The sequence below is a fragment of the Chryseobacterium lactis genome (assembly GCF_003815875.1).
GTDB lineage: Bacteria > Bacteroidota > Bacteroidia > Flavobacteriales > Weeksellaceae > Chryseobacterium > Chryseobacterium lactis.
In genome coordinates this window covers 1,022,551-1,044,009 of sequence record NZ_CP033924.1, presented here as the reverse complement: position 1 = coordinate 1,044,009, position 21,459 = coordinate 1,022,551, and the positions used below count along the sequence as shown (strand labels likewise).

The window sequence follows — 21,459 nt, the reverse complement described above, 5'->3', positions numbered from 1 at the left end:
TTATTTAATTTTTAACAAACTTGCATTAAGTGCGACCACGATGGTACTGACACTCATCAGCACTGCGCCCATGGCGGGACTCAGGACAAATGTAGGATACAGAACACCCGCAGCAAGTGGAATAGCCACGACGTTGTAGCCCACTGCCCATACGAGATTCTGGATCATCTTGCTGTAGGTTTTCTTTCCAAAATCTATCATTTTCACCACGTCTCGAGGGTCACTGTTGACCAGAATAATATCTGCGGTTTCGGCAGCAACATCAGTTCCGCTGCCAACTGCAATGCCTACATCTGCTGCTGCCAAAGCCGGTGCATCATTTACGCCGTCACCTGTCATCGCAACGATTTCCCCTTTATCCTGAAATTCTTTTACTTTTTCCTGTTTGTGGTGCGGAAGTACATTTGCCAAATATCCGTCCATTCCTAACTGCTTTGACACCGCCGCCGCTACCTTTTCGTTATCACCTGTAAGCAGGAATGATTTAATGTTCATGCTTCGAAGTTGGTCAATAGCTTCTTTTGCGCCTTCGCGAATGGTATCTGCTAAAGAAACAATACCCACGGGCACGTCATCAATCAGAATAAAGTTCACTGTTTCTGCATCCTGGTTGATTTCTTCCGGAATGGCAGGTACCTGTTTATTGTTTTGAACAAAATAATTAGGACCAGCCGCGACAACCGATTTACCGTTTACGATTCCTGTCACTCCAATTCCCTGCATGTAGCGGAAACTGTCTGACTTCCATAGCTCCAGTTTTTTCTCGGAAAGGGTCTGCATGATTCCTTTTGCAATATGATGTTCGGAGTTCTGCTGCACTGCCGCTGCATACTGGAGTAAATCGTTTTCCGAATAGTGCTCAGTTAGAGGAATGATTTTCTGCACGGTGTGGGAACCTTTCGTAAGGGTGCCGGTTTTATCGAAAATAATGGTCGATAATTTTCTCGTGGTTTCAAAAGCCGTTCGGTTTCTGATGAGTAAACCATTTGTCGCTGAAAGTGTAGTGGAAATGGCCACCACCAGAGGGATTGCCACTCCTAAAGCATGAGGGCAGGCTGTTACCATTACCGTTACCATCCGTTCCAGAGCAAAAGCCAAATCTCCCATGGTGATGTACCAGTAAGCGAAAGTTCCTACTCCCACCACAATTGCTACTATAGTAAGCCATTTGGCTACTTTATCCGCCAGATTCTGAGTGTTCGACTTTGCTGCCTGAGCATCTTGAACCAAATTAATGACCTTATTGAGGTACGAATCCTTCCCAACCCCTGTTGCTTTTATCTTTAAAGCCCCGTCTCCATTGATAGACCCTGCGATAACCTTTCCACCGGACTCTTTTCTTACAGGAACACTTTCTCCCGTCAGCATGCTTTCATTTAAGTAAGAAGTGCCCTCGACAATCAGACCGTCAGCGGCGACTTTTTCGCCCGGTCTTATGATTACAGTATCTCCGTTTTTCAGCTGTCCCAGTTTTATTTTAACCGGACTTCCGTTCTGCTCGACGGTTACGTCATTTGGTAGTAAGGCAACTAGAGATTGCAACGCTTTTGAAGCAGCCATCTGCGAACGCATCTCGAGCCAGTGCCCAAGAAGCATGATCACAATTAAGGTGGCAAGTTCCCAGAAGAAATCCATGCCCGGCAGCCCGAATACGACTGCAACGGAATAGACATAAGCTACGGTAATCGCCAAAGCAACGAGCGTCATCATCCCAATAGCTCCGGCTTTCACTTCGCCCAAAAACCCTTTGAAAAAAGGCATTCCACCGTAGAAATAAATAATACTTCCCAAAACCAGAAGTACATATTTATCACCGTTAAAAGCAATTGTGAAACCAAGCCACTGCTGAATCATATGAGAAAGCAGAAGGACCGGAACGGTAAGTGCCAAAGAGATCCAGAATCTCTTCAGGAAATCCGGAGTATGATGACCTGCATGTTTGTCAAATCCCGCCGCTGAACTATCAGATTCTGAGTGATGATCATGATTCTGATGATGATGGCTGTGTTCGTCTTTTTCAGGTCGGGCGGTTCCTCCCAAGGGAATTAAGTTCATTCCGCAAAGTGGACATTTCCCCGGTTCGTCCTTCAATATCTGGGGATGCATGGGACAGGTGTATTTTTTCATAATTCAATTTTTTTGCGTTAAATTCTGCTATTTGAGATTACTTCCGGGTTTGAAGTTCCTTAATTTTCGCCCTCATGACGGCAATTTCTTCCTCCTGTGCTTTGATAATTTCCTCGCCCAACTTTCTCACTTCCGGATCGACCAGATTACTTTCTTCGACCATAAGAATAGCCCCTGCATGGTGTGGAATCATGGACTTTAGAAACTGGACATCTCCCACGGCTGTCTGCTGCCGAATCCCGGACCAAAACAGCACCATCATCAGCACTCCGAGGCCCATAAGAATTTTATTGAGTTTTTTGTTGGGATACATCTTCCCCATTAACAGCAGTTCGATGATTAACATAGGAGAAGCCATCAGGCCTGCCATGTATAACTGGTTTATGTTTGGAATTACGTTAGCCAGCTTGTCCACCATCGCATACATTAGTATAAACATTGAAATAAAGGAAATCAGAAGCATCCAAAATAACTTTTTGTATGCAGAGGCATGGCTTTTTTGCGCGTGCTGTACAGACTCCTTGCCCGATTCCATTTCATGTTTGGAATGATTGCCTGTTGCTGAATCAGTATCCTTAAGCATGTTGTGATCATGTTCTGAATTTTTCATAATAATAATTTCTTATATGTTAACAATTTGGATGAATATTTTTTGTTCATAAATTATCTAAAATGAATTTCACTCTTTCTTCGGGAGGCAAAACCGGAACAAAAACGATAGTGAAACCGAGATTGGTATAGCTTTCTATTATCAACTGATGAATTAGTTTTTGATCGTCTTCATTTTCGGTTCTCGCATAGTCTTTGGTAAAAGGCAATCGGTCTAAAATAAAGATTTTTTTGTAGGAAACCCCGTTGACGGCATTAAGTAACTTTTCATCATAATCCAAGTTTAAAAATTGATAATAAGCCATTGCGTCCGGGATAGCCCTGTCCAAAAAAACCATATCCTCCTTATTGAGCGATCCTTCTTGGGCAATCTGCATATCTAACACGCCCAATTGAAATTTCTTCTTATTGCTTCTAATTTCTTTAACGGAATTTCCTTCATTATGCATGGTATCAATGTAATGCCTTGCGTGTTCTATTGTCGTATGGTAACCTTGCTTCTGAAGCAAATCAATGGTCGTTGTTTTTCCGGTACTGGGTCCGCCGGTAATCACATACCAGTTGGTCTCTTCTGAATGCTTGATTTTACTGTCCCTTATATGATTCATATCTCCAAATTATAATTCTTCAATATCATAAAGTTGCGGTATTTGGGAATCCCAGCCGTAGGTTTCTTTTATGCCCAGCTGCAGCGCTTCTGCGCCTTCCTTCTCCCCATGTACGATGAAAATTCTTTCCGGAATATTTGTTATTCCATTCATCCAGCCAAGGAGTTCATTGTGGTCTGCATGTGAAGACAGTCCTTCAATTTCCGCTATTTCCATATTGAAAGGAACCCATTTTCCATACACTTTTAGTTCTTTCTCACCATCCAATAGTTTTCTTCCACGGGTTCCTTCGGCCTGATAGCCGACAAAAAGCAGGGTATTATCAGGGTTTTGTGCCTGGGTTTCAAGATAGTTGAGCATTCTGCCACCGGTGAGCATCCCGCTGCCGGCGATAACAATTTTTGGTTTGTTGTCGGACCGCAACTCCATGGTTTCCTGATAGCTGCTGACCACCGTGAAATGATCGCACATTTCATCACATTCGTCGGTTGTTAACCGGTGCCAATCTCTGGTACGGTAAAACAGATCGAGTATGCTGGCTCCCATCGGACTGTCCATGATTATCGGTACTTTGGGTATTTTATTTTCGTTAAGCAACCTCCATAAAATAAGCATCATCAGTTGAGCACGTTCAACCGAAAAACTTGGGATAAACAGGCTGCCTCCACGGTTAATGGTGTCGTTGACTAATTTTTCAATCTCCGGAACCGCTTCCACTTCATCCGGATGAAACCTTCCTCCGTAGGTCGACTCTATGAAAAGAACATCCGCCTTTTCTGGTTTCAGGGGTGGAAACAACAATAAATCATTTGTGCGTCCAATATCCCCGGAAAAAACAAAACGTTTTTCATGTATCTCCAGCTCTATGAAAGTAGAACCCAAGATATGCCCATTGTACTGAAATCGGGCACTGATGCCCTCAAACAACGGAATCCACTGTGATGGTGGAACCTCCTTAAAATGGGAAATGGTTTTTGCTACATCCTTCACACCATACAGCGGTTCTGCCGGACTGTGTTTGGAGTAACCTTCTTTATTAGCTCGCGCCGCTTCCTGTTCCTGGATTTTGGCACTGTCATTCAGAATGATTGTGGCAATATCCAAAGTGGGATTTGTTCCGTAAACTGGTCCGTTAAAACCATATTTTATTAATCGTGGAAGGTATCCTGTGTGGTCGAAATGGCCATGAGTCAATAAAACGGCATCAATGGCTGAAACGTCCACAGGCGGATATTCCCAGTTTTTAAGCCGTAATTCCTTTAACCCTTGAAAAAGGCCGCAGTCTATTAAGAGTTGATGATCTCCTGTATCGATTAAATATTTGGAACCCGTTACTGTTCCTGCAGCTCCCAAAAAATGAATGGTAATTTTAGTGTTTTTCATTGGTCAGATTGTTTAATGTAAAGAGCATAATTCTTTTGCATCTTTTATAATGTTTTTATGGCGAGGTTTTGAAATACCGATTTGGTTTAAGACCTCCGGGTTTTCATAAATTTCTTTGCACAGGACTAAGCCGAGGTCTAACAATTTTGTTTTTTCGTTTTTTGTCAGGGTCGTTAATGCGGTTAATGGGTGCAAACCGGATTTGTCTATTCTCTCTTTTAAACCGTTCCCAAAAGGATAGTCCCAGCTTGCCATTAGTAAACCTGCACATTTCCCATATTGTGTGGCATCAGAAGTGAATCTTGTATTGGTGTACACACCTCCTTTAGATATTTTTCCTTCGTTACTTTTTTGTTTTTTCCACTGTTTTTCTACATCCAGAAATCTGGAATTGACATACAGAGGAATTTTTACATTGCAAAATCTCCCTTGGTCGCTGTGAAATTTACATTCAATAAAACAGTGCTGGTCGTCTTTGTCAGCGATGACATCTATTTCATGCGACACGCAATTTCCCTGAACAATGACCCCAACCTGGGTGGAAAAACCTTCATGAGCCATCAGTTTGCCCACTAATTTTTCAAAGGGAAAACCGGAGGGACCCAATTCAAAGAGTGCGGTTTTGAGTTTGTATTTTGAAGCACTTACGCGGGAATATTTTTTTAACAAATCAAAAGCAATTTTATAGATCTTTGAGGTGGTCATGCCCTCGTAAATCGTGGACTGAACCTCACCAACAATTTGCTGAATGACGTTTTCCCCAGCAGACGCGCGCCTAAGTGAATTAGTGAGTTTTTCGACATCAAATACGACAATATCTCCGGACTTTTTTACGATGCTAATGGGAATCTTCATTTTCTGATAGTTTGTTGAAACTTACTTTAGGCAACTGTTATTTTATTATCGAGATATACATTCTGTACCCTTTGTAGCAAGTTCACACCGTCTTTAAACGGGTGCTGAAATGCCTTCCGTCCCATAATCAGTCCAGTGCCGCCCGCTCTTTTGTTGATGACCGCTGTTGTAATGGCCTCAAGCAGATCTGACTCACCTTTTGAATCGCCACCGGAGTTAATTAATCCGATTTTGCCCATGTAACAGTTCGCTACCTGCAGCCTGCAGAGGTCAATCGGGTGGGGAGTTGTTAGTGCCTCATACATCGTGTCATCGTATTTACCGAACTTAATGTTTTTGAATCCAAAATTATTTGTCGGCAATTTTTGTTTAATAATATCAGCTTGAATTGTTACTCCGATATGATTGGCTTGTCCTGTCAAATCCGCAGCGGAGTGATAATCCTGATCTGCTGTTTTAAATGCCTCATTTCGAAGATAGCACCATAATATAGTCGCCATACCGAGCTGATGGGCATGCTCAAACGCCTCGGAAATTTCTGTGATCTGCCTGTCGCTTTCGTCGGAACCAAAATAGATGGTTGCTCCTATGGCAAGGGCCCCCATATCCCAGGCGTTTTTAACTTTTCCAAATAGCGTTTGGTCATATTTATTTGGAAAGCTCAGTAATTCATTGTGATTAATCTTTACAATGAAAGGGATTCTGTGCGCATATTTTCGGGCATTCAAGGCTAACCCGCCGAAGGTAGAAGCCACACCGTTACAGCCGGCTTCGAGTGCAAGTTTTAAAATGTTTTCAGGGTCGAAATAGTCGGGGTTTTTATAAAATGAGTACACAGCACTATGCTCAATACCCTGATCAACGGGAAGAATGCTCAGATAACCCGTGCCGCCAAGATTACCCTGACCATAAAGTTGAGCGAGACTCCGCAGAACCTGCGGGTTTCTGTTGCTATCGCCAAAGACCTTTTCCAGACTGTATTTGCCTGGAGTCAGCAGTTCATCTTTTGTAATTTTTTGGCAAACGTGATCCAAATAGAAGGCTGCCTTCTTGCCTAATAAGTCTGCAATGTTATCGTTCATTTTCATTTTTTTTTAAATGACTACTTGATATTATGCCTAAAACTATTTTTTTGAGATATAGAAGCTACCACAAGCCTGTCGAACAGGGATTCTCCAAAGTATCTTCGGTTGAACTTGTAGCAGTACTCATTGAGGTAGCTTTGCAAATATTCCGGTTTGATGTCGTGGAAAACATCTAACAGCATACGTTTGGCATTGCTGATTGCAATATGCACCCAAGGTAACATTTTTCCAATCTCTTTCTTTGGAATTACTTTTGGGCGATGCTCTTTCACAACTTCTCCCAATCTGGTATATGAGGTGGAATCGTCCGAATCTATCGTTGCAGTTTCTTCCACATTTTCTTTTACCAACGGAGTTATCGTTTCTGATTTCAAGTCGTTTATCACTTTCATTTTCAGGTATCCTACTTGTCTGGATTTTCCTTTTTTCCTGGTTTTTTCTTCTACGGGACGGCTTTCCACCATCACCAGAACCTTGCTTTTCTTTTGGCTTCCACGTCCTCTTTTTAACGGTTTTTCTTTTTCCTCATCGGGAATTTCTGTCGAAAAAAAGCCCTCATCCAATTCGATTACATCAGACAACGTATAATTGGCATCCCGGTTGCCCATTGCAGCGCGTAATTTATGCAGCAATTCCCATATAGGATTGTAATATTTGTGTCCCAATTGCCGTTGCAGCTCAAGTGCCGAAAAACTTTTTTTGGTCGAGGTAAGCAGATGCATCGCAATAAACCAGTAGCGGAAAGGCAGCTGGCTGCCGTGCATCACTGTGTTACTGCGCAAACTTTGCCGGTATTTGCAGTTTTTACACTCATACTGCTCTTTGTCTTGCTTCCAGTAATGCTCCTTTCCGCCGCATTTGGGACATTCTACGCCTTGCTTGTCCCGAAATTCTTTCCATTTTGATTTGCAACTTGCCTCATCAGGATATTGCTCTACGAAATTGAGTAGGTTCATGATAACTATTTGATACTAAGTTACAAAATTTAGGTAATATATCGAGGATTCATTTTTTTTAAACTTTAATTTAATCCCTAAATTTCTATTTGTTTTAGAAATAGGCATTTGCGGAAGTGCGCGTCTTACAAATATTTGCAGGGTACAAAACCATTTTCCTTAACATTCCGTTTTATTAATTTGATAATTTACTTTTTGCTTACTCCTAATAAAAACTCTGTTTAACTCCAAGGCTTTCGTTGGTCTTAAGTATCGACTTTTCAGCGTCTGGTTCAATTCCGGTTAGGGCACGGATAGCGTCAATGGTTTCGGGGATTACGATAGCCTGATTATCGACTAGGTAAGCATAGAACACTTCATCTCCAACCACTTTCAGCATGTCTTGCCACAAGGCTACTTCATACATATCTCCATAAGGGCGGCCTATTGCAAGCATTAATTCCTTAACTGTATTATTAGCGGCTAACTCATCGCTGTATTTAATCATTGCAATTCTGGTAGATTTATTGAACGCATCCAAAACTTCTTCCTTATCGGCCTTTCTGGTCAACTGTACATTCCAGTAATGTAGATGGCTTAACGTTTCCGGTACTTTAACTGCTGATGTGATAACGTCAAAAGAGGGGTCAACGGATTGCGCATCCGGCCCCTGATGACTTGGTATTTCTTTTTCGGGAACTAGGGTATTCATAATCCCGGTCAAATGACTTTCCCATGGGTCGGTTGCACGACGAAGTAGAGTACCTCTTGCTTTTAAGAGCAAGCCTGCATTCTTCAGGGCGGTTAATGTTCTCACAATGGATGTAGTGTTGCAGGAAACTACTCTTGTAGCATCAAGGTTAAGTGCAGTGGCATAGTTGTTTTCGGCACTAAAGGAATGACCGGTTGTTTCATGCTTTTCACCTCCCTGTAAAATAAACTTTTTACCAAGTTTTTTATAAAGCTCTATATTTTGAGCAGCGATTTTCTTGGGTGTGCAATCCACAATAATATCTGATGATGCAAGCAGGTCGTTCAATGTGCCTGATGAATTTATTCCGGCTTCGTTCATCTTAATTTGAAAAGTATCATCGGAAGCAAACACAGGATATTTTTTTAATACCGCCATTTGAATGCGCCAGTCAGTTACCACATCACATACACCTGACAGTTCCATGTCTTCCTGCATCTGTACGGCATCGGCAACCCGTTTGCCAATGACACCATATCCGTTTACGGCTACTTTAATCTTTTCCATAATAAATTTATTTAGCTTAATTTATATAAATTGATATTACTAGAACGTTCTTTGATATCTATTTCCTTTAATATCCTGTTTACGGCATACCGCCAGTTTCAAACCAATAGCTTATTCCATTAGGGCCTTTGCCAACCGGGATTGTGTGGATTACTTTTTGACTTGCCACATCAATCACAGAAACTGTATTGTCTATAGTATTTGTTACATAAACTGATTTGCCGTCGTTGCTTGCTACAACACCGTGTGCCTTCTTACCAACTTTAATGGTACTTATCACTTTTGCGTTTGGTATGTCTATTACATAAACCTCGTTTGAAACCGGTCTTCCGAGTAACTCTCCCTGGTCAGCCACATACAGTAACTTACTATCAGGGGTAGCATACAACTGAATTGGACCTTGAGCAGTAGCAGGTAATGGTATTCTGTTTAGTTGACCATTTTTAAGGTCATACTGTATCACCTCTTTTGTGTCGTATAAAGAGATGAAAATAAATTTATCATCACGGGTAACTGCCACCTGTGGAGCTATTCCGCCAAGAGGAATATCAGTTACTTTGCCATCAGCTACAGTAATGACAGACATGCTTTTTCCGTCCATATTGGCTACATACAATTTGCCTTTAGCGTAGCGCAAACCATGTGGTGCATGTTTTGCACCTAAATCAAACTTCCGTACCACCTGATAGGTCGTTGCATCTACTTGTATGACCTCATTCGTTGCACCTGCGGTTACAAATGCATTCTTTGATTGATCGTCTAAAACTACATGGGCCACGTGTAGATCTTTACCTAACAGCACACGCTCTTTTATTGTACCGCTGTTTGGGTCAATAACTATTAAGTAATTTGTTTTACTGCTGTCCATACCTGCTGCCGCCACCCAAACAGATTTTCCATTGGGGGCCACCTGAACATTATGGGCCATAAACATAGTTCCGGCGCTATCACTTAAGTCAATGCTTGTAGTTTTTAAGCTATCCTGAAGATCAATAACTGAAACACTGCCTCCGGCTTCATTGGCTACATAAACTTTAGCCCTTGGCAATGAAGATGGTTTATCAGTATTACTACTATTGGTATTGCTATTATCGTTATTGCCGCAACTGCTGACCATAACAAATAGCATGGTCAATATGACAACCAATGTCGGGGTAAAAAATTTTTTCATTAATAGATTTTAATTTGGTCGTTAGGATGTAGATAAAAAAAGAGTGGCAATCATTTAAATCACCACCCGTTTTAAATTACGCTGCCATTTTCCGGCATTCTTCGGCGCATTTTCTGCAAGCTTCTGCACATTCACGGCAATGATCCATTCCATGTTGTGCATGTTTTTCACATTCTGCAGCACATGCTTCACAGATGTCGGCACAAATACGGCAAATGTCTTTTGCTTTGTCGCTGCCGAGGCTCATTAACTGTGCTGATGCATAGCAGATCGCTGCGCATTCCATGTCTAACTGAATGCATCTCGCCATCATTTTTACATCTTCTTCCTCAGTGCATGATGAAGCACAGTGATTACATATTGCAGCACATTTTAAACATGCTTCAATACAACTTTGGTACGTGTGATAACCTGTCATAATTGTTGGTTTTTATGTTAATAAATAGGTTGGTTTTTTCAATAAATATGCAGTTCCTGCGCTGATCCTGTCGCAATCATAAGTGCGTTTGATCAGGCAAGCTATTGCTGGCTACTTTGATTTTTTTTAAAAAATTTATTTGCTTCTTTCACTTAGTTTTCAGCGGAGCATTTCTACCGTTATCGTTCACATCGTACTAACATTATACTTGCCCGCGCAGTTCATACTTTTCAACAGCAACAGGAGCCACCAGACTTTTTTAAATTCTCATCTACGGAAGCGCCGGCAATACTATAACCTACTTTCGCCAAGGCTTGCGTTAACTGCGCTGTATTAATCGATTTCTCTGCTTCAATAACTGCGCGTGGTGGATGCAGACTCGCTTTTACATTCTGTACGCCATCAATTTCTTTCAACGCTTTTTCGACATTTTTAACGCAGCCTTCGCAGGACATTCCTGTTATTTCAATTTGTTGTTTCATTTTGTTTGATTTTATTCTTTTATATATTGTTACTTTCCGACTATCCGTTTTACAATACGTTCTGTGAGCCTTACTTGGCCAAACTCGTGTTGCAATAAAATAGTTTTTTGAAAGCGAGCTGGCTGTAATTACTACTGTAAAAGTACAAGTTTCTTAAACGGATGTTCTGCATAATTTTCGTTAGTTTCTGTATAATTTCGCTTTGAAAAAAAGGCCAAGTAACATCAAAACTATACCTGAAGTTTATCGAGAGTTGCGCAAAAGTCCCTGTGATTGCCGTTTCTATTTCGCAACTATTTCCTATTTATAATTTCATACGCCTAAGTTCTAAGGTTAACTAATTTCATCATAGGGTCTTCGATTGGCTAGTTCAGCATTTTTATACTCAGTCATGCTCTCTCCGGTAATCTCTTTAAACTGTCTCGACAGATGGTTGACGCTGCTGTAATCCAGGAGATGCCCTATTTCTGAAAAGGTGTACTGCCTGAGTTGAATAAGTTGTTTTACTTTCTCAATTTTTAATTTAATAAAATATTTTTTCAGCGTTGTATTTTCAAAGTGTGAGAACAACTTGCTCAGTGACTTATATTCGTGGTTGAACTCCGTGCTTAAAATTTGAGATAGGTTTACCGTGGAATCGAGAGGGGGCTCTTCTATTTTACAAAGCAAAAAATGTTTAATTTTTTCGACGAGCACTTCCTCTGGACTATGGATTATTTCAAATTTATTGGTATGGAGAACACTTTCAATTTTCGCCATGATTTCAGTATGATTACCAGCCATCTCGTCGATTACCAATACCCCGAGTTCAATTGATGAAACCTTAATTCCCAGTTGTTCAAGCTCTTGCCTAAGCACTTTGAGACATCGGCTGCAAACCATATTTTTAATATTTAATTTCATCACGTTGTTTTTAATTTTTGTTGATTCTACAGCACAGTCTTTTCCGATCCTTTTTTATTCTAAACGACCATTTCTGATACTCTAAAGACCACAGGCGAGCGTCATTTCTTATGTTCTGCGTTACTTACTATATTCGTTGTCACGAAAAAAATCTAACAGTTCTTTTTTTTCATCCGCTGATAATCTGGCGTTTCCGTGCATCATGCGGTATGATTTTAAAGGCATTTCGTCTTTCTCAATCTGGCTGATGATGCTTTTTATTTTTGCTTTTTTACGTCTTTTTGAATAGTTATTGAACTCATCAAAATTGAGTTCTTCTTTGCCTTTTTTAATATGCCGGGCCATGAACCACGCGCCCGGCTGTAATACCGAATACCAGGGATAACGGGTATTATTTGAATGACAGTCATAGCAGGAAACTTTAAGGATTGCAGCCACGTTGGCGGGCACCTTTTCGGTTTTTTCAAAACTTTGACCTGGCGGAACGGTGGAGACATTACGCTCCACCGGTATGACCTGAATGACTAAAACAATAGCCACCACTAGCACCGCCAGCCAGCCTATCATATTCAATTTTCTCATATTACATTGTGCTCATATCGTGACCCGCCATGGGATCAACCCCTTTCTTGAAAATGTATTCACTGTTCAGTAGGTATGCTCCGGACACCACTACTTCGTCTCCCGCCTTAATTCCTGATGTGATTTCTATTCTGTCTTCATATTCGAGACCCGTTTCCACCATTCTGTTGACGAAGGTGTTCTTCGCGGTTTTCACCCACACCGTGGAAGATTTGCCATCCCTGATTACCGCATCCACAGGCATTGAAAGACCATCACGGGATTTATTTTCCACCAGAACATATACCGGCATGCCGGGTTTCAGCAGATTTCCTTTGTTGGGCACGGAAATGCGAACCAGATTTATCCTGCTGGAGGCGCTTATTTCAGGGTTTGTAAAATCAACCTTCCCATTAATCTTCAAATTATCCAGATCGGGAATATATACGGTGACCTTGCTGTCTTTCTGAAGGAGAGCCATTTGGGAAGAATACACCTGCGCCTCTGCCCAAAGCGATGAAAGATCTGCCAGATTCACGATGGTGCCACCTTCGGCAAGATAATCGCCTTCGGCAATGCTCAGATCGGTGATGTAACCGGCCGCATTGCTGAACACGGTAGTAGTAGGTGTGGCTTTTCCTGATCTTTCCAGCTGTTTGATCTGGCCTTCGGACATTCCCCATAAATAAAGCTTGTTGCGGGAACTTTGGAGCAACTGATCAAAATCAATGGAAGTATTACCGACGAACAGCTTGCGTCTTTCTAATGCCAGCAAATATTCCTGCTTTGCATTATTGAGTTCTTCACTGTAAATATCGACCAACGGCGCCCCCTTCGGAACAAAATCGCCAATGTTTTTATAATACAACCGTTCAACTCTACCCATTACTCTGGAACTTACTGCCTGCATTTGGTACTGATTAAAATTGAGTGTTCCGGTCAGGGTAAGTTTGTCGGCCATAGACCCATCAGATAGCGCGACTGTTTTGATATTCCCAAGTTTAACCTGCTCGTCATTCAAAACAATTTCGTTAGGATCCGCATTCTTTTTCTTCTCCACAGGCACCAAATCCATGTGACAAATGGGGCATTTTCCGGGTTTATCGGAGACTACCTGCGGGTGCATGGAACAGGTGTAGTAGATATCGTGGCCGGCATGCGGATCTTCCTCCTTTTTACAGGAGTAAAGAAAAACCAGCAAGGCAAGCATTAAAATATTAAATTTCATCTTATCAATTTTTATCTGTTAATTTTTATGAAACTTTCGCTGTCCATCAGGTACTGTGCATTTTCGGCAACTCCATCTTCAGGAAGCAAACCACTGACGATCTGAATTTTATCGCCTACCACCGCGCCGGTAACAACCTTGTGGGCAATAAAACCGCCTTCAACTTTTTTGAACGCAATTTTATCAATCCCCAAAGAAACCACCGCTGATTTCGGCAGCCAATCTGCCATTCTGTTGTGGCTCATAATCTCCGCTTTAACCTGACTTCCGACAGGAATTTTTGCGGTGGAATTATCAAAATAGACGCGCGCCGTTACGGTTTTGCTGCCCTGCCTGAAAAAGGGTTCAATAAAACCGATGATTCCTTTGAAGCGATTTTCAGGATTGGCTTCAGGGATGATCATGACTGACTGTCCTTTGCTGACCAGTGCAATGTCTTCAGAGAAAATATTGATCAGGGCCCAGGTTCTGTTGGGATTGTAGACACTGAAAATATTCTGTCCTTTCTGGAGATACATTCCCTCTTTTAGGGGTAGTTCAGCGGTGACCGCGTTATTTGAAGCCATTGCGGGTGCAGATTGTGGTGATGACCCCATGCTTCCGGCCGATCCTGCCTGCTGAATGTGTCCGCTGTAATTGCTGAAAACCGGAACTGTGAGATCAGGTTTCCCTCGCTGGATGACTTTCTGTATCTGTGAAGCCGGCATTCCCAAAAGAAGGAGTTTCTGGCGTGAAGCATCGATCATTGTTTTGTTTGAGCGGTCATTTTTAATAACGAAGAGCAGGTTTTGCTGTGCGGTTAAAAGTTCCGGGCTGTATATATCTAAAATACGCTGCCCTTTCGACACTTTCTGGTATTTATACCGCACATAGAGTTTCTCGATACGGCCCGCAACGCGTGAGGAAATACTGCCAATCTGTCGAGTATCGTATTCTACCGTCCCTAAAGCATCAACGGTGGTGGGAATATTTTCCTTTTTTAATTTTATTACGGGCTGTTCCGACACTACAAATTCATTGGTTGGTTTCAGCAGATCGTCGAGTTTAATCCCCTCTTCCTTTTTTTCAGGGGCATCTTTCAGGACCAAATCCATCCCACATTTGGGGCATTTTCCGGGTTTGTCTGAGATCACTTCAGGATGCATCGGACAGGTATAGGTGTGCATTGCCGCCTCTGCCGTGTGCTTATCTTCCCAGAACTTAACTTTGTCACACGCCGTCAAACCAAATAAAAGCATAGTGAATATTATAATTTTTCTCATCTTCTTTCAATTAAGCGGTCAATTTCAGTTTGCGTCTGCAGTGCTTTGGTCAGGATCTCGAAATATTCCAATTGGGCCATATTCAGCTGTTCCCAGGCATCGTACAACATGAAGAGTTCTTCCGTATTCTGCTCGTAGCCTAACTGCATGGATTTGTAGTTCTTTTTTAAGGCCGGAATAATGGTGTCTTCATAGAGTTTGAGCTGATTTTTATTCAGGTCCAGTTCATTGCGCATTCCGTAGGCCATTCCACTGTATTCGTTCACCATCATTTCTTTCTGTGCCTGCAAGGCCTCTTCTTTCAGTTTGAGACTTTCAATATTGGCTTTATTCATGCCTGAAGCCCAGGAAACAAACGGCAGCTTTGCCATCAGCATGAGTGAAAACTGCATGGGCTGGCCGCCAAAACCAAACATGTTTTCGAACTTTACGCCAAATTCCGGCTTTAGATTCTGCTTTTCCAAATCCTGTTTGAGTTTGGCAATATTGATTTCCCGGTCGATGCCGCGGAGATCACTTCTGTTCTGATAAAATAGATCCTGACCAAAAGTCATGAGAGAATAATCATTCAGGTTGTATTCCGGTTCAATCTCCAGTGGCGCGAGCGGGTCTCTTCCCATGAGGGCATTCAACCGGATCCGGTTGACGCGGAGGTCATTCTCGTACATGAGCTGCATGTTTGTGGTGCTTCCGAGGGCGGCTTTGGCTTTGTAATATGCAGATATTTTGGAAAGCCCGTTTTTGTACCGGATTTCGGCGTTTCTAATCATAAAGTCCAGCATCTTTTCGTTTTCCTTTACGACCTTCAGCTTTTTATCCAAGACGATTGAACTGTAATACAGTTTTTTCGCATCCTGAAAGTTTTCATTGAGGGCGGCAAAAAGTTTTTCCTTTTCCACAGAGGACATTGCCTTCATCAGATTTTCGTTGGCGTTGAGTTTCTTTCTGTTAGGAAACATCTGTTCCACCGAAACTGCTACTGAGCCCATGCCGAGCATATCGCCGTCGCGCTGCCAGAGTTTTGCATTATAGGGCGTCATGAAGAAACCTGCTCCTACGGTTGGAGGCATCCAGCTTCTTGCTCCTTTTGCGGCAGCATCCATTGACCGGATTTCGGCATTGTACATTTTTACCACCGGATGGTTGGCTGCGATACTGTCCATTACAGCGGGCAGGGACATTTGCTGAGCATCAATGGTAGTGTAAAGGAAGGCCAGTACTGCTGTTATTATTAATTTTTTCATTTTGTAATCATTTAAGGATTAATGGGCAGCGTCGAGGACGTCAATTTTCCCTAGTTTGTTCAGTTCCCATTCCTTCTGCATGTAAAAGATAATTGGTGTTACCAAAAGGATGTGAATGGCCGAAGTGAAAACACCACCAACCATCGGTAATACGATTGGTTTCATCATATCACTTCCCACGCCGTGGCTCCACAGGATGGGTACAAGCCCGAATAGGGTCACGCAAACCGTCATAATCTTTGGTCTTAATCTTTTGGCTGCACCATGAATGACATATTCACGAAGTTCTTCATTGGTGATGGTCTCCCTTGAGTTGCCATTTTTTGCAATAAGCTGAACCATGGCGTCGTTCAGGTAAATGACCATCACGATTCCGGTTTCTACCGCAAGTCCGAACAGTGCAATAAATCCTACTGCTACTGCTACGGAAAGGTTCACCCCCCAAAGCGAAATCATGAATACGCCGCCGATTAAGGCAAAAGGAATACTGATGAGATTAAAAAAAGCTTCACGGTAAGAATTGAATGCAAAGTACATGGAAAGAAAGATCACGATTAATACGAGGGGCATAATCATTTTTAAAGTCTGCTCTCCGCGAATCAGGTTTTCGTACTGACCGCTCCATTCCACGAAATAACCTTTTGGCATTTTGTTCACCATGTTATTGAGTTTTGCCTGGGCTTCTTTTACGGTACTGCCTAAATCCCGGTCGCGTACGTTGAATAGAACAGTTCCACGCAACATTGCATTTTCAGAATTGATCATTGGTGGTCCTTCTGTAAGACGAATGTCAGCCACTGCACTTAGCGGAATGGAACCAAATTCCATCGTCTGCATGGGCAATCTTCTCAGAGATTCCAAATTATTTCTGAAATCCTGGCCGTATCTGGCATTTACCGAAAAGCGCTGTCGGCCTTCCACGGTGGTGGTGAGTTTCATTCCGCCGAGCGCACTTTCCACGACGGCATTTACATCATCCACACTTAGGCCGTATCTTCCTATTTCTTCGCTTTTCACTTCAATATCCACATATTTTCCGCCGGTAATGGGTTCTACGTACATGTCTTTTATTCCTTCAATACCGGTGAGTTCCTTTTTTATTTTTTCGGAAAGGACCGCGATACTGTCCAGGTTCTGTCCGTACACTTTTACGCCCACATCCGTTCTAATCCCTGTTGAAAGCATATTGATCCGGTTGGAAATCGGCATGGTCCAGCCATTGGTTACGCCTGGAATCTGCAGTTTGGCATTCAGCTCATTGATGAGATCATCTTTTGTTTTGCCCTCGCGCCATTCGCTTTGCGGTTTCAACAAAATAATGGTTTCAATCATGGAGATGGGTGAATTATCTGTCGCCGTGTTGGCTCTTCCGGCTTTTCCGAGGACATGATCCACTTCCGGAATTCCCTTAATGATTTTATCCTGTACCTGCAGTAATCTTTTGGCTTCAGAGTTTGAAATATCGGGAAGGGTAACCGGCATAAAGAGCAGGGATCCTTCATCCAAAGGCGGCATAAACTCACGTCCAAGGTTCATTATCATTGGAATACTGATGAGCAGTGCCAAAATATTAATTCCCAGCGTGGTTTTTTTCCATTTCATGCACCATCTTATCAGCGGTTCGTAAATCCGTTCCAAGCCTCTGTTTATTGGGTTTTTATTATCGTCCTTAAATTTTCCCTTCATGAAAAAGGAGATGAGCACCGGGGCAAGGGTAAGCACCAGGATTGCATCAACAATCAGGATGAATGTTTTAGTGTACGCCAGCGGATGAAAAAGTTTACCTTCCTGACCGGTCAACATAAATACCGGGAGAAAAGAAACCACGATGATTACCGTAGAAAAAAATACGCCTCTGGATACCTGTAAGGATGATTTTTCGATAATCTTCAACCGAATGTCTTCGGGAATTTTAACGTAACTGTCTTTCTCTTTGTCTTTTTTTCTGAATATATTTTTAAACCAGTTGGTCTTCATTGTTATGGGTTTTTATTTTGTTGATGGTTCTGCCAATCGGAGAGATTTTTATAGGCATTTTCAGACATGATAATTCCGTTATCTACAATCACCCCAATTGCCAGCGCAATTCCTGTAAGGGACATGATATTGGAGGAAAGTCCAAACGCATTGAGCAGAATAAAACTGATGGCAATGGTGACCGGAATCTGAATGATGATGCTCAATGCACTTCGCCAGTGGAATAGGAACAGAATAACAATGATTGCCACCACGATAATTTCTTCAATCAGCTTGGTTTTAATATTGTCTATTGCCCCTTCAATCAGCGTACTGCGGTCGTACGATGTCTTGAAGGTGACGCCTTCAGGGAGTCCTTTTTCAACGTCCTTCATTTTCTCTTTCACATCGTTGATGACCTTATCCGCATTTTCGCCATACCGTGCCACTACGATACCGCCCACGACTTCGCCTTCACCGTCTGCATCAAAAATACCCAGACGCAAATCGCCACCCATCTGTACAGAACCAATGTCTTTCACCCGCACAGGAATTCCGTTGTAATTTCCCAAAGCAATTTCCTCGATATCGGCTACGTTCTTGATATAACCCAGGCCGCGAATGATATAGGCCATATCGGCCATCTCAAATTTACGTCCGCCCACATCATTATTGTTGGCTTTCACTTTGTTCATCACATCCATGAGGGATACGTTATAGTACTGGAGTTTTACAGGATCTACAATGAGTTGGTACTGTTTTTCGAAGCCGCCAAAGGAGGCTACTTCCGCCACACCGGGAACCGTCTGAAGCGCAAACTTTACATACCAGTCCTGAAGGGCACGCTGGTCTCCCAAATCCATTTTGGGTGCATCGAAATGATACCAGAAGACGTGACCTACACCGGTGCCATCCGGTCCGAGAGTAGGGGTAACATCCTGCGGGAGTAAGCGCTGCGCATAATTAAGCCGTTCCATTACCCTGGTTCTGGCCCAATATATGTCCACATTATCTTCGAAAATGACATACACGAAACTCATCCCAAACATGGAAGAGGCGCGGATGTTCTTAATTTTCGGAATTCCCTGAAGGTTGCTGACCAGCGGGAAAGTCACCTGATCTTCAATAATCTGGGGACTTCTGCCCATCCACTCCGTAAAAACGATGACCTGGTTCTCACTCAGATCCGGAATTGCATCGATGGGATTGTCCCTTACCGCAAAAATACCCCAGATAAAAAGGCCGATTGCTATCAGCAAAACGAAATACCTGTTGCGGAGGGACAGTTTGATTAAATTTTGAATCATGATTCTGTACGGTTTTACTTAATTTCTTCCTGAACCTCGCCACATGAAAGCATTTCTTTGCCTAAATAAGGATTCTTCACCTCACGTGAATCGCTAAGCCAGAAGGCCCCTTTGTTATCATTATACATCGGGCAGAATACTTTGTACACCGGTTTTGGAGTTCCGAAATCTTTCAGCAGGTCGTAAAAATCTGCGCTCATTAAATCCAGATGTTCGCGCTGATGATCAATCTTTCCGGCGTTATCTGCAATGTGCTCGGCGTTTTCACTGATGCTTGATTCGAGATCAGCAAATTCTTTTTTCTGTTCAGCAGAAAAACCGTTTTTGTCTATTTTGGGAAAAGAAGCGAGGATCCCTTTGGCCGCACTCACCGCTTCTTTATCATCATCACCGGACAACGCGAATGTAAGGTGGGTGTAATGAGAATAGAGCTCCGTAAGGTCAGCGGTAGTTTTTTTGGCGGTGGTCACGGTTACCTTAGCATCCATTGCCATATTGTCCATCGCTGAACTGTCCGACATTGTACTCATATCATGCTGCATGGTTGTACCAGTGGTGTTTTTCTGTTCTTTGTTTTCCTTACAAGAAGTGAATGCAAAAGTGCCGATTGCCAAAAGGCTGAATAGTATTGTTTTCATTATTTTATCAGGTTAAAGGTTATTGATTATTTTTTAAAAAAGGCTTCGTAGTTTGCTTTATTTTCGAAGTACACGACATTATCATTTTTATCAGAGATCGCAATAATTGCGGTTGCTTTATCGATGAGTTGATGAGATATGGGATCGTATGCCATGCGGGCATTTTCTTCCTGCGGGATTCTGAGTTTGCAGTTTTCACAGCAACCATAATAGGTTTTGCCGTCATGTTTTACTTCGAGCTGTTTTTTGCCCATATAGGCATTGTTTACCATACATACCTCATCGTTGGGAACAATGTCACCGGTGGTGAACTTTGCGACCGCAATTTGTGTACTTTCAGCTTTTGAATTGTTGCAGGAAACGAGGAACACCGCTATAAAAGCGAGTATTCCCAAAAGAATATTCTTCATTAAATTTTATATTATAGGTTAATAGTGAGCCTCCTTGTTTGAGAAAGTGCTTTTGAACATCCGGTTCCTCAAATTATCCTTTACTAAAAAAGGAAAGTCTATTTTGAAAGAGCTTAAAGGAGCGTTTGAAGTTCAAATGTATTTACAGCGCCGCTAAAAAAGAACGGGCTAAAGTGTCATAAACACTTCACGACCAGACACAATTCGGGCTGTAAAAGAAGATCTTAACCTATTTTGGGCGGTTCCCAAATGGTATGGAATCCACCGGAGTAATGAGGATTCTGATAAAAGAAATTAGCATTTTTGTCTTCGTAACCGGACGCTTCGTTTTTAGAATCCTCTAAAAATTTGCTGTCCGCTAGAACGGTGTACTGAGCAGAGCTGCAAAGGTTTCCGCTGCAATTTCCTGAGCATCCATCGGTTTGACAATTGTGTGATTTTGGGTGACAGCATTCTTCTTTGCAATCGTCGCTGTCGCAAGACGGCTGTATCTGTGCGAATGACTGTTTTATGAAAGTTTGGGAACTGGTCGCGGTTTTAATAACCTGCTTCTCCTTTTTACTGCAAGCCTGAGAAATCCCTGGCGCCAGAAATAACGCCAGTGTAAGGGAAAGGAATAGTATTTTAAAATTTCCGACCATTGTAAGTAAACAGCACAAAGATAGGGAATTATTTTAGAAGCTAAACTACTTCCTTAAAAAAGTTAGGGTTTACAACATATTAAACTTTGCCATAGCATTTATTTTTGTTTGATCTGCAATATCAATATAGGGCTTCATCGCAGCATAATCACTGTGACCTGTCCACTTCATCACGACCTGCGGTGGAATTCCTAAAGCCAAAGCGTTGCAGATAAAAGTTCGTCTCCCGGCGTGAGAACTCATTAGTGCGTATTTTGGGGAAACTTCATCGAATTTCTGATTACCTTTATAGTAGGTTTCGCGAATAGGTTCATCAATTTCCGCCATTTCCATATCGCGTTCAGAAAGTAATTTTTTATTCATTATACCCCAAAGCTC

At 42.2% G+C, this 21,459-nt stretch carries 21 protein-coding genes and 1 pseudogene; all 22 read right to left on the bottom strand.

Annotated features, from left to right (window positions below):
* The gene (locus tag EG342_RS04505; protein ID WP_059344210.1) at nt 1-2,127 is read right to left on the bottom strand and encodes a heavy metal translocating P-type ATPase; all 2,127 of its coding nucleotides are present in this window, start codon (nt 2,125-2,127) and stop codon (nt 1-3) included.
* A gap of 37 nt (nt 2,128-2,164) precedes the next feature.
* Complete coding sequence (locus EG342_RS04500; RefSeq protein ID WP_223200381.1) at nt 2,165-2,737, bottom strand: DUF305 domain-containing protein; 573 nt, start codon at nt 2,735-2,737, stop codon at nt 2,165-2,167.
* Nucleotides 2,738-2,783: 46 nt separating this feature from the next.
* A complete protein-coding gene (locus tag EG342_RS04495) occupies nt 2,784-3,344 on the bottom strand; it encodes an AAA family ATPase (protein WP_059344211.1) in 561 nt (186 codons plus the stop codon).
* 9 nt (nt 3,345-3,353) lie between these two features.
* On the bottom strand, nt 3,354-4,727 hold the full coding sequence (locus EG342_RS04490; RefSeq protein WP_059344212.1) for an MBL fold metallo-hydrolase RNA specificity domain-containing protein: 1,374 nt from the start codon (nt 4,725-4,727) through the stop codon (nt 3,354-3,356).
* Nucleotides 4,728-4,739: 12 nt separating this feature from the next.
* Nucleotides 4,740-5,582 (bottom strand): ATP cone domain-containing protein, encoded by an 843-nt coding sequence (locus EG342_RS04485; RefSeq protein WP_059344213.1) that lies wholly within the window; start codon nt 5,580-5,582, stop codon nt 4,740-4,742.
* A 26-nt stretch (nt 5,583-5,608) separates the two neighbouring features.
* Nucleotides 5,609-6,670, bottom strand: coding sequence for a class I fructose-bisphosphate aldolase (locus EG342_RS04480; protein WP_078677243.1), 1,062 nt, complete (start codon nt 6,668-6,670; stop codon nt 5,609-5,611).
* Between the two features lie 14 nt (nt 6,671-6,684).
* The gene (locus EG342_RS04475; RefSeq protein WP_050377450.1) at nt 6,685-7,623 is read right to left on the bottom strand and encodes an IS1595-like element ISCrsp1 family transposase; all 939 of its coding nucleotides are present in this window, start codon (nt 7,621-7,623) and stop codon (nt 6,685-6,687) included.
* Nucleotides 7,624-7,828: 205 nt separating this feature from the next.
* A complete protein-coding gene (locus tag EG342_RS04470) occupies nt 7,829-8,860 on the bottom strand; it encodes a type II glyceraldehyde-3-phosphate dehydrogenase (protein ID WP_059344216.1) in 1,032 nt (343 codons plus the stop codon).
* A gap of 79 nt (nt 8,861-8,939) precedes the next feature.
* The gene (locus EG342_RS04465; protein WP_078677235.1) at nt 8,940-10,031 is read right to left on the bottom strand and encodes a YVTN family beta-propeller repeat protein; all 1,092 of its coding nucleotides are present in this window, start codon (nt 10,029-10,031) and stop codon (nt 8,940-8,942) included.
* Nucleotides 10,032-10,107: 76 nt separating this feature from the next.
* On the bottom strand, nt 10,108-10,344 hold the full coding sequence (locus EG342_RS04460; RefSeq protein WP_246008734.1) for a four-helix bundle copper-binding protein: 237 nt from the start codon (nt 10,342-10,344) through the stop codon (nt 10,108-10,110).
* A gap of 335 nt (nt 10,345-10,679) precedes the next feature.
* Nucleotides 10,680-10,931: a heavy-metal-associated domain-containing protein gene (locus EG342_RS04455; RefSeq protein ID WP_059344219.1), complete on the bottom strand. Its 252-nt coding sequence runs from the start codon at nt 10,929-10,931 to the stop codon at nt 10,680-10,682.
* A 333-nt stretch (nt 10,932-11,264) separates the two neighbouring features.
* Nucleotides 11,265-11,834: a helix-turn-helix domain-containing protein gene (locus EG342_RS04450; protein WP_059344220.1), complete on the bottom strand. Its 570-nt coding sequence runs from the start codon at nt 11,832-11,834 to the stop codon at nt 11,265-11,267.
* A 120-nt stretch (nt 11,835-11,954) separates the two neighbouring features.
* Nucleotides 11,955-12,416, bottom strand: coding sequence for a heme-binding domain-containing protein (locus EG342_RS04445; protein ID WP_031502512.1), 462 nt, complete (start codon nt 12,414-12,416; stop codon nt 11,955-11,957).
* A gap of 1 nt (nt 12,417) precedes the next feature.
* Nucleotides 12,418-13,623 carry an efflux RND transporter periplasmic adaptor subunit gene (locus EG342_RS04440; RefSeq protein ID WP_059344221.1) on the bottom strand — a complete coding sequence of 402 codons (1,206 nt, stop codon included), beginning with the start codon at nt 13,621-13,623 and terminating at the stop codon, nt 12,418-12,420.
* A gap of 11 nt (nt 13,624-13,634) precedes the next feature.
* Nucleotides 13,635-14,885, bottom strand: a complete 1,251-nt coding sequence (locus tag EG342_RS04435) for an efflux RND transporter periplasmic adaptor subunit (protein ID WP_228429377.1) — start codon at nt 14,883-14,885, stop codon at nt 13,635-13,637.
* The gene (locus tag EG342_RS04430) at nt 14,882-16,048 is read right to left on the bottom strand and encodes a TolC family protein (RefSeq protein ID WP_246008733.1); all 1,167 of its coding nucleotides are present in this window, start codon (nt 16,046-16,048) and stop codon (nt 14,882-14,884) included. Before EG342_RS04430 ends, EG342_RS04435 begins: the two co-directional genes overlap by 4 nt.
* A 99-nt stretch (nt 16,049-16,147) precedes the next feature.
* Nucleotides 16,148-18,106, bottom strand: a complete 1,959-nt coding sequence (locus EG342_RS25605; RefSeq protein ID WP_078677236.1) for an efflux RND transporter permease subunit — start codon at nt 18,104-18,106, stop codon at nt 16,148-16,150.
* 2 nt (nt 18,107-18,108) lie between these two features.
* On the bottom strand, nt 18,109-19,392 hold the full coding sequence (locus EG342_RS25600; protein WP_031504500.1) for an efflux RND transporter permease subunit: 1,284 nt from the start codon (nt 19,390-19,392) through the stop codon (nt 18,109-18,111).
* Between the two features lie 14 nt (nt 19,393-19,406).
* Complete coding sequence (locus tag EG342_RS04415; RefSeq protein ID WP_059344224.1) at nt 19,407-20,030, bottom strand: DUF3347 domain-containing protein; 624 nt, start codon at nt 20,028-20,030, stop codon at nt 19,407-19,409.
* 26 nt (nt 20,031-20,056) lie between these two features.
* Nucleotides 20,057-20,440, bottom strand: a complete 384-nt coding sequence (locus tag EG342_RS04410; protein WP_059344225.1) for a hypothetical protein — start codon at nt 20,438-20,440, stop codon at nt 20,057-20,059.
* A gap of 224 nt (nt 20,441-20,664) precedes the next feature.
* Nucleotides 20,665-21,081 (bottom strand): hypothetical protein, encoded by a 417-nt coding sequence (locus EG342_RS04405; RefSeq protein ID WP_059344226.1) that lies wholly within the window; start codon nt 21,079-21,081, stop codon nt 20,665-20,667.
* A 69-nt stretch (nt 21,082-21,150) separates the two neighbouring features.
* Nucleotides 21,151-21,411: pseudogene (locus EG342_RS04400) on the bottom strand (hypothetical protein); the annotation flags it as partial.
* Nucleotides 21,412-21,459: the final 48 nt, after the last annotated feature.

Bases quoted from the DNA above. Each gene is read 5' to 3' on its own strand.
- EG342_RS04505 (WP_059344210.1), bottom strand. From the start codon at position 2,127: ATGAAAAAATACACCTGTCCCATGCATCCCCAGATATTGAAGGACGAA.
- EG342_RS04500 (WP_223200381.1), bottom strand. From the start codon at position 2,737: ATGAAAAATTCAGAACATGATCACAACATGCTTAAGGATACTGATTCA.
- EG342_RS04495 (WP_059344211.1), bottom strand. From the start codon at position 3,344: ATGAATCATATAAGGGACAGTAAAATCAAGCATTCAGAAGAGACCAAC.
- EG342_RS04490 (WP_059344212.1), bottom strand. From the start codon at position 4,727: ATGAAAAACACTAAAATTACCATTCATTTTTTGGGAGCTGCAGGAACA.
- EG342_RS04485 (WP_059344213.1), bottom strand. From the start codon at position 5,582: ATGAAGATTCCCATTAGCATCGTAAAAAAGTCCGGAGATATTGTCGTA.
- EG342_RS04480 (WP_078677243.1), bottom strand. From the start codon at position 6,670: ATGAAAATGAACGATAACATTGCAGACTTATTAGGCAAGAAGGCAGCC.
- EG342_RS04475 (WP_050377450.1), bottom strand. From the start codon at position 7,623: ATGAACCTACTCAATTTCGTAGAGCAATATCCTGATGAGGCAAGTTGC.
- EG342_RS04470 (WP_059344216.1), bottom strand. From the start codon at position 8,860: ATGGAAAAGATTAAAGTAGCCGTAAACGGATATGGTGTCATTGGCAAA.
- EG342_RS04465 (WP_078677235.1), bottom strand. From the start codon at position 10,031: ATGAAAAAATTTTTTACCCCGACATTGGTTGTCATATTGACCATGCTA.
- EG342_RS04460 (WP_246008734.1), bottom strand. From the start codon at position 10,344: ATGATGGCGAGATGCATTCAGTTAGACATGGAATGCGCAGCGATCTGC.
- EG342_RS04455 (WP_059344219.1), bottom strand. From the start codon at position 10,931: ATGAAACAACAAATTGAAATAACAGGAATGTCCTGCGAAGGCTGCGTT.
- EG342_RS04450 (WP_059344220.1), bottom strand. From the start codon at position 11,834: ATGAAATTAAATATTAAAAATATGGTTTGCAGCCGATGTCTCAAAGTG.
- EG342_RS04445 (WP_031502512.1), bottom strand. From the start codon at position 12,416: ATGAGAAAATTGAATATGATAGGCTGGCTGGCGGTGCTAGTGGTGGCT.
- EG342_RS04440 (WP_059344221.1), bottom strand. From the start codon at position 13,623: ATGAAATTTAATATTTTAATGCTTGCCTTGCTGGTTTTTCTTTACTCC.
- EG342_RS04435 (WP_228429377.1), bottom strand. From the start codon at position 14,885: ATGAGAAAAATTATAATATTCACTATGCTTTTATTTGGTTTGACGGCG.
- EG342_RS04430 (WP_246008733.1), bottom strand. From the start codon at position 16,048: ATGGACAGTATCGCAGCCAACCATCCGGTGGTAAAAATGTACAATGCC.
- EG342_RS25605 (WP_078677236.1), bottom strand. From the start codon at position 18,106: ATGAAGACCAACTGGTTTAAAAATATATTCAGAAAAAAAGACAAAGAG.
- EG342_RS25600 (WP_031504500.1), bottom strand. From the start codon at position 19,392: ATGATTCAAAATTTAATCAAACTGTCCCTCCGCAACAGGTATTTCGTT.
- EG342_RS04415 (WP_059344224.1), bottom strand. From the start codon at position 20,030: ATGAAAACAATACTATTCAGCCTTTTGGCAATCGGCACTTTTGCATTC.
- EG342_RS04410 (WP_059344225.1), bottom strand. From the start codon at position 20,440: ATGAAGAATATTCTTTTGGGAATACTCGCTTTTATAGCGGTGTTCCTC.
- EG342_RS04405 (WP_059344226.1), bottom strand. From the start codon at position 21,081: ATGGTCGGAAATTTTAAAATACTATTCCTTTCCCTTACACTGGCGTTA.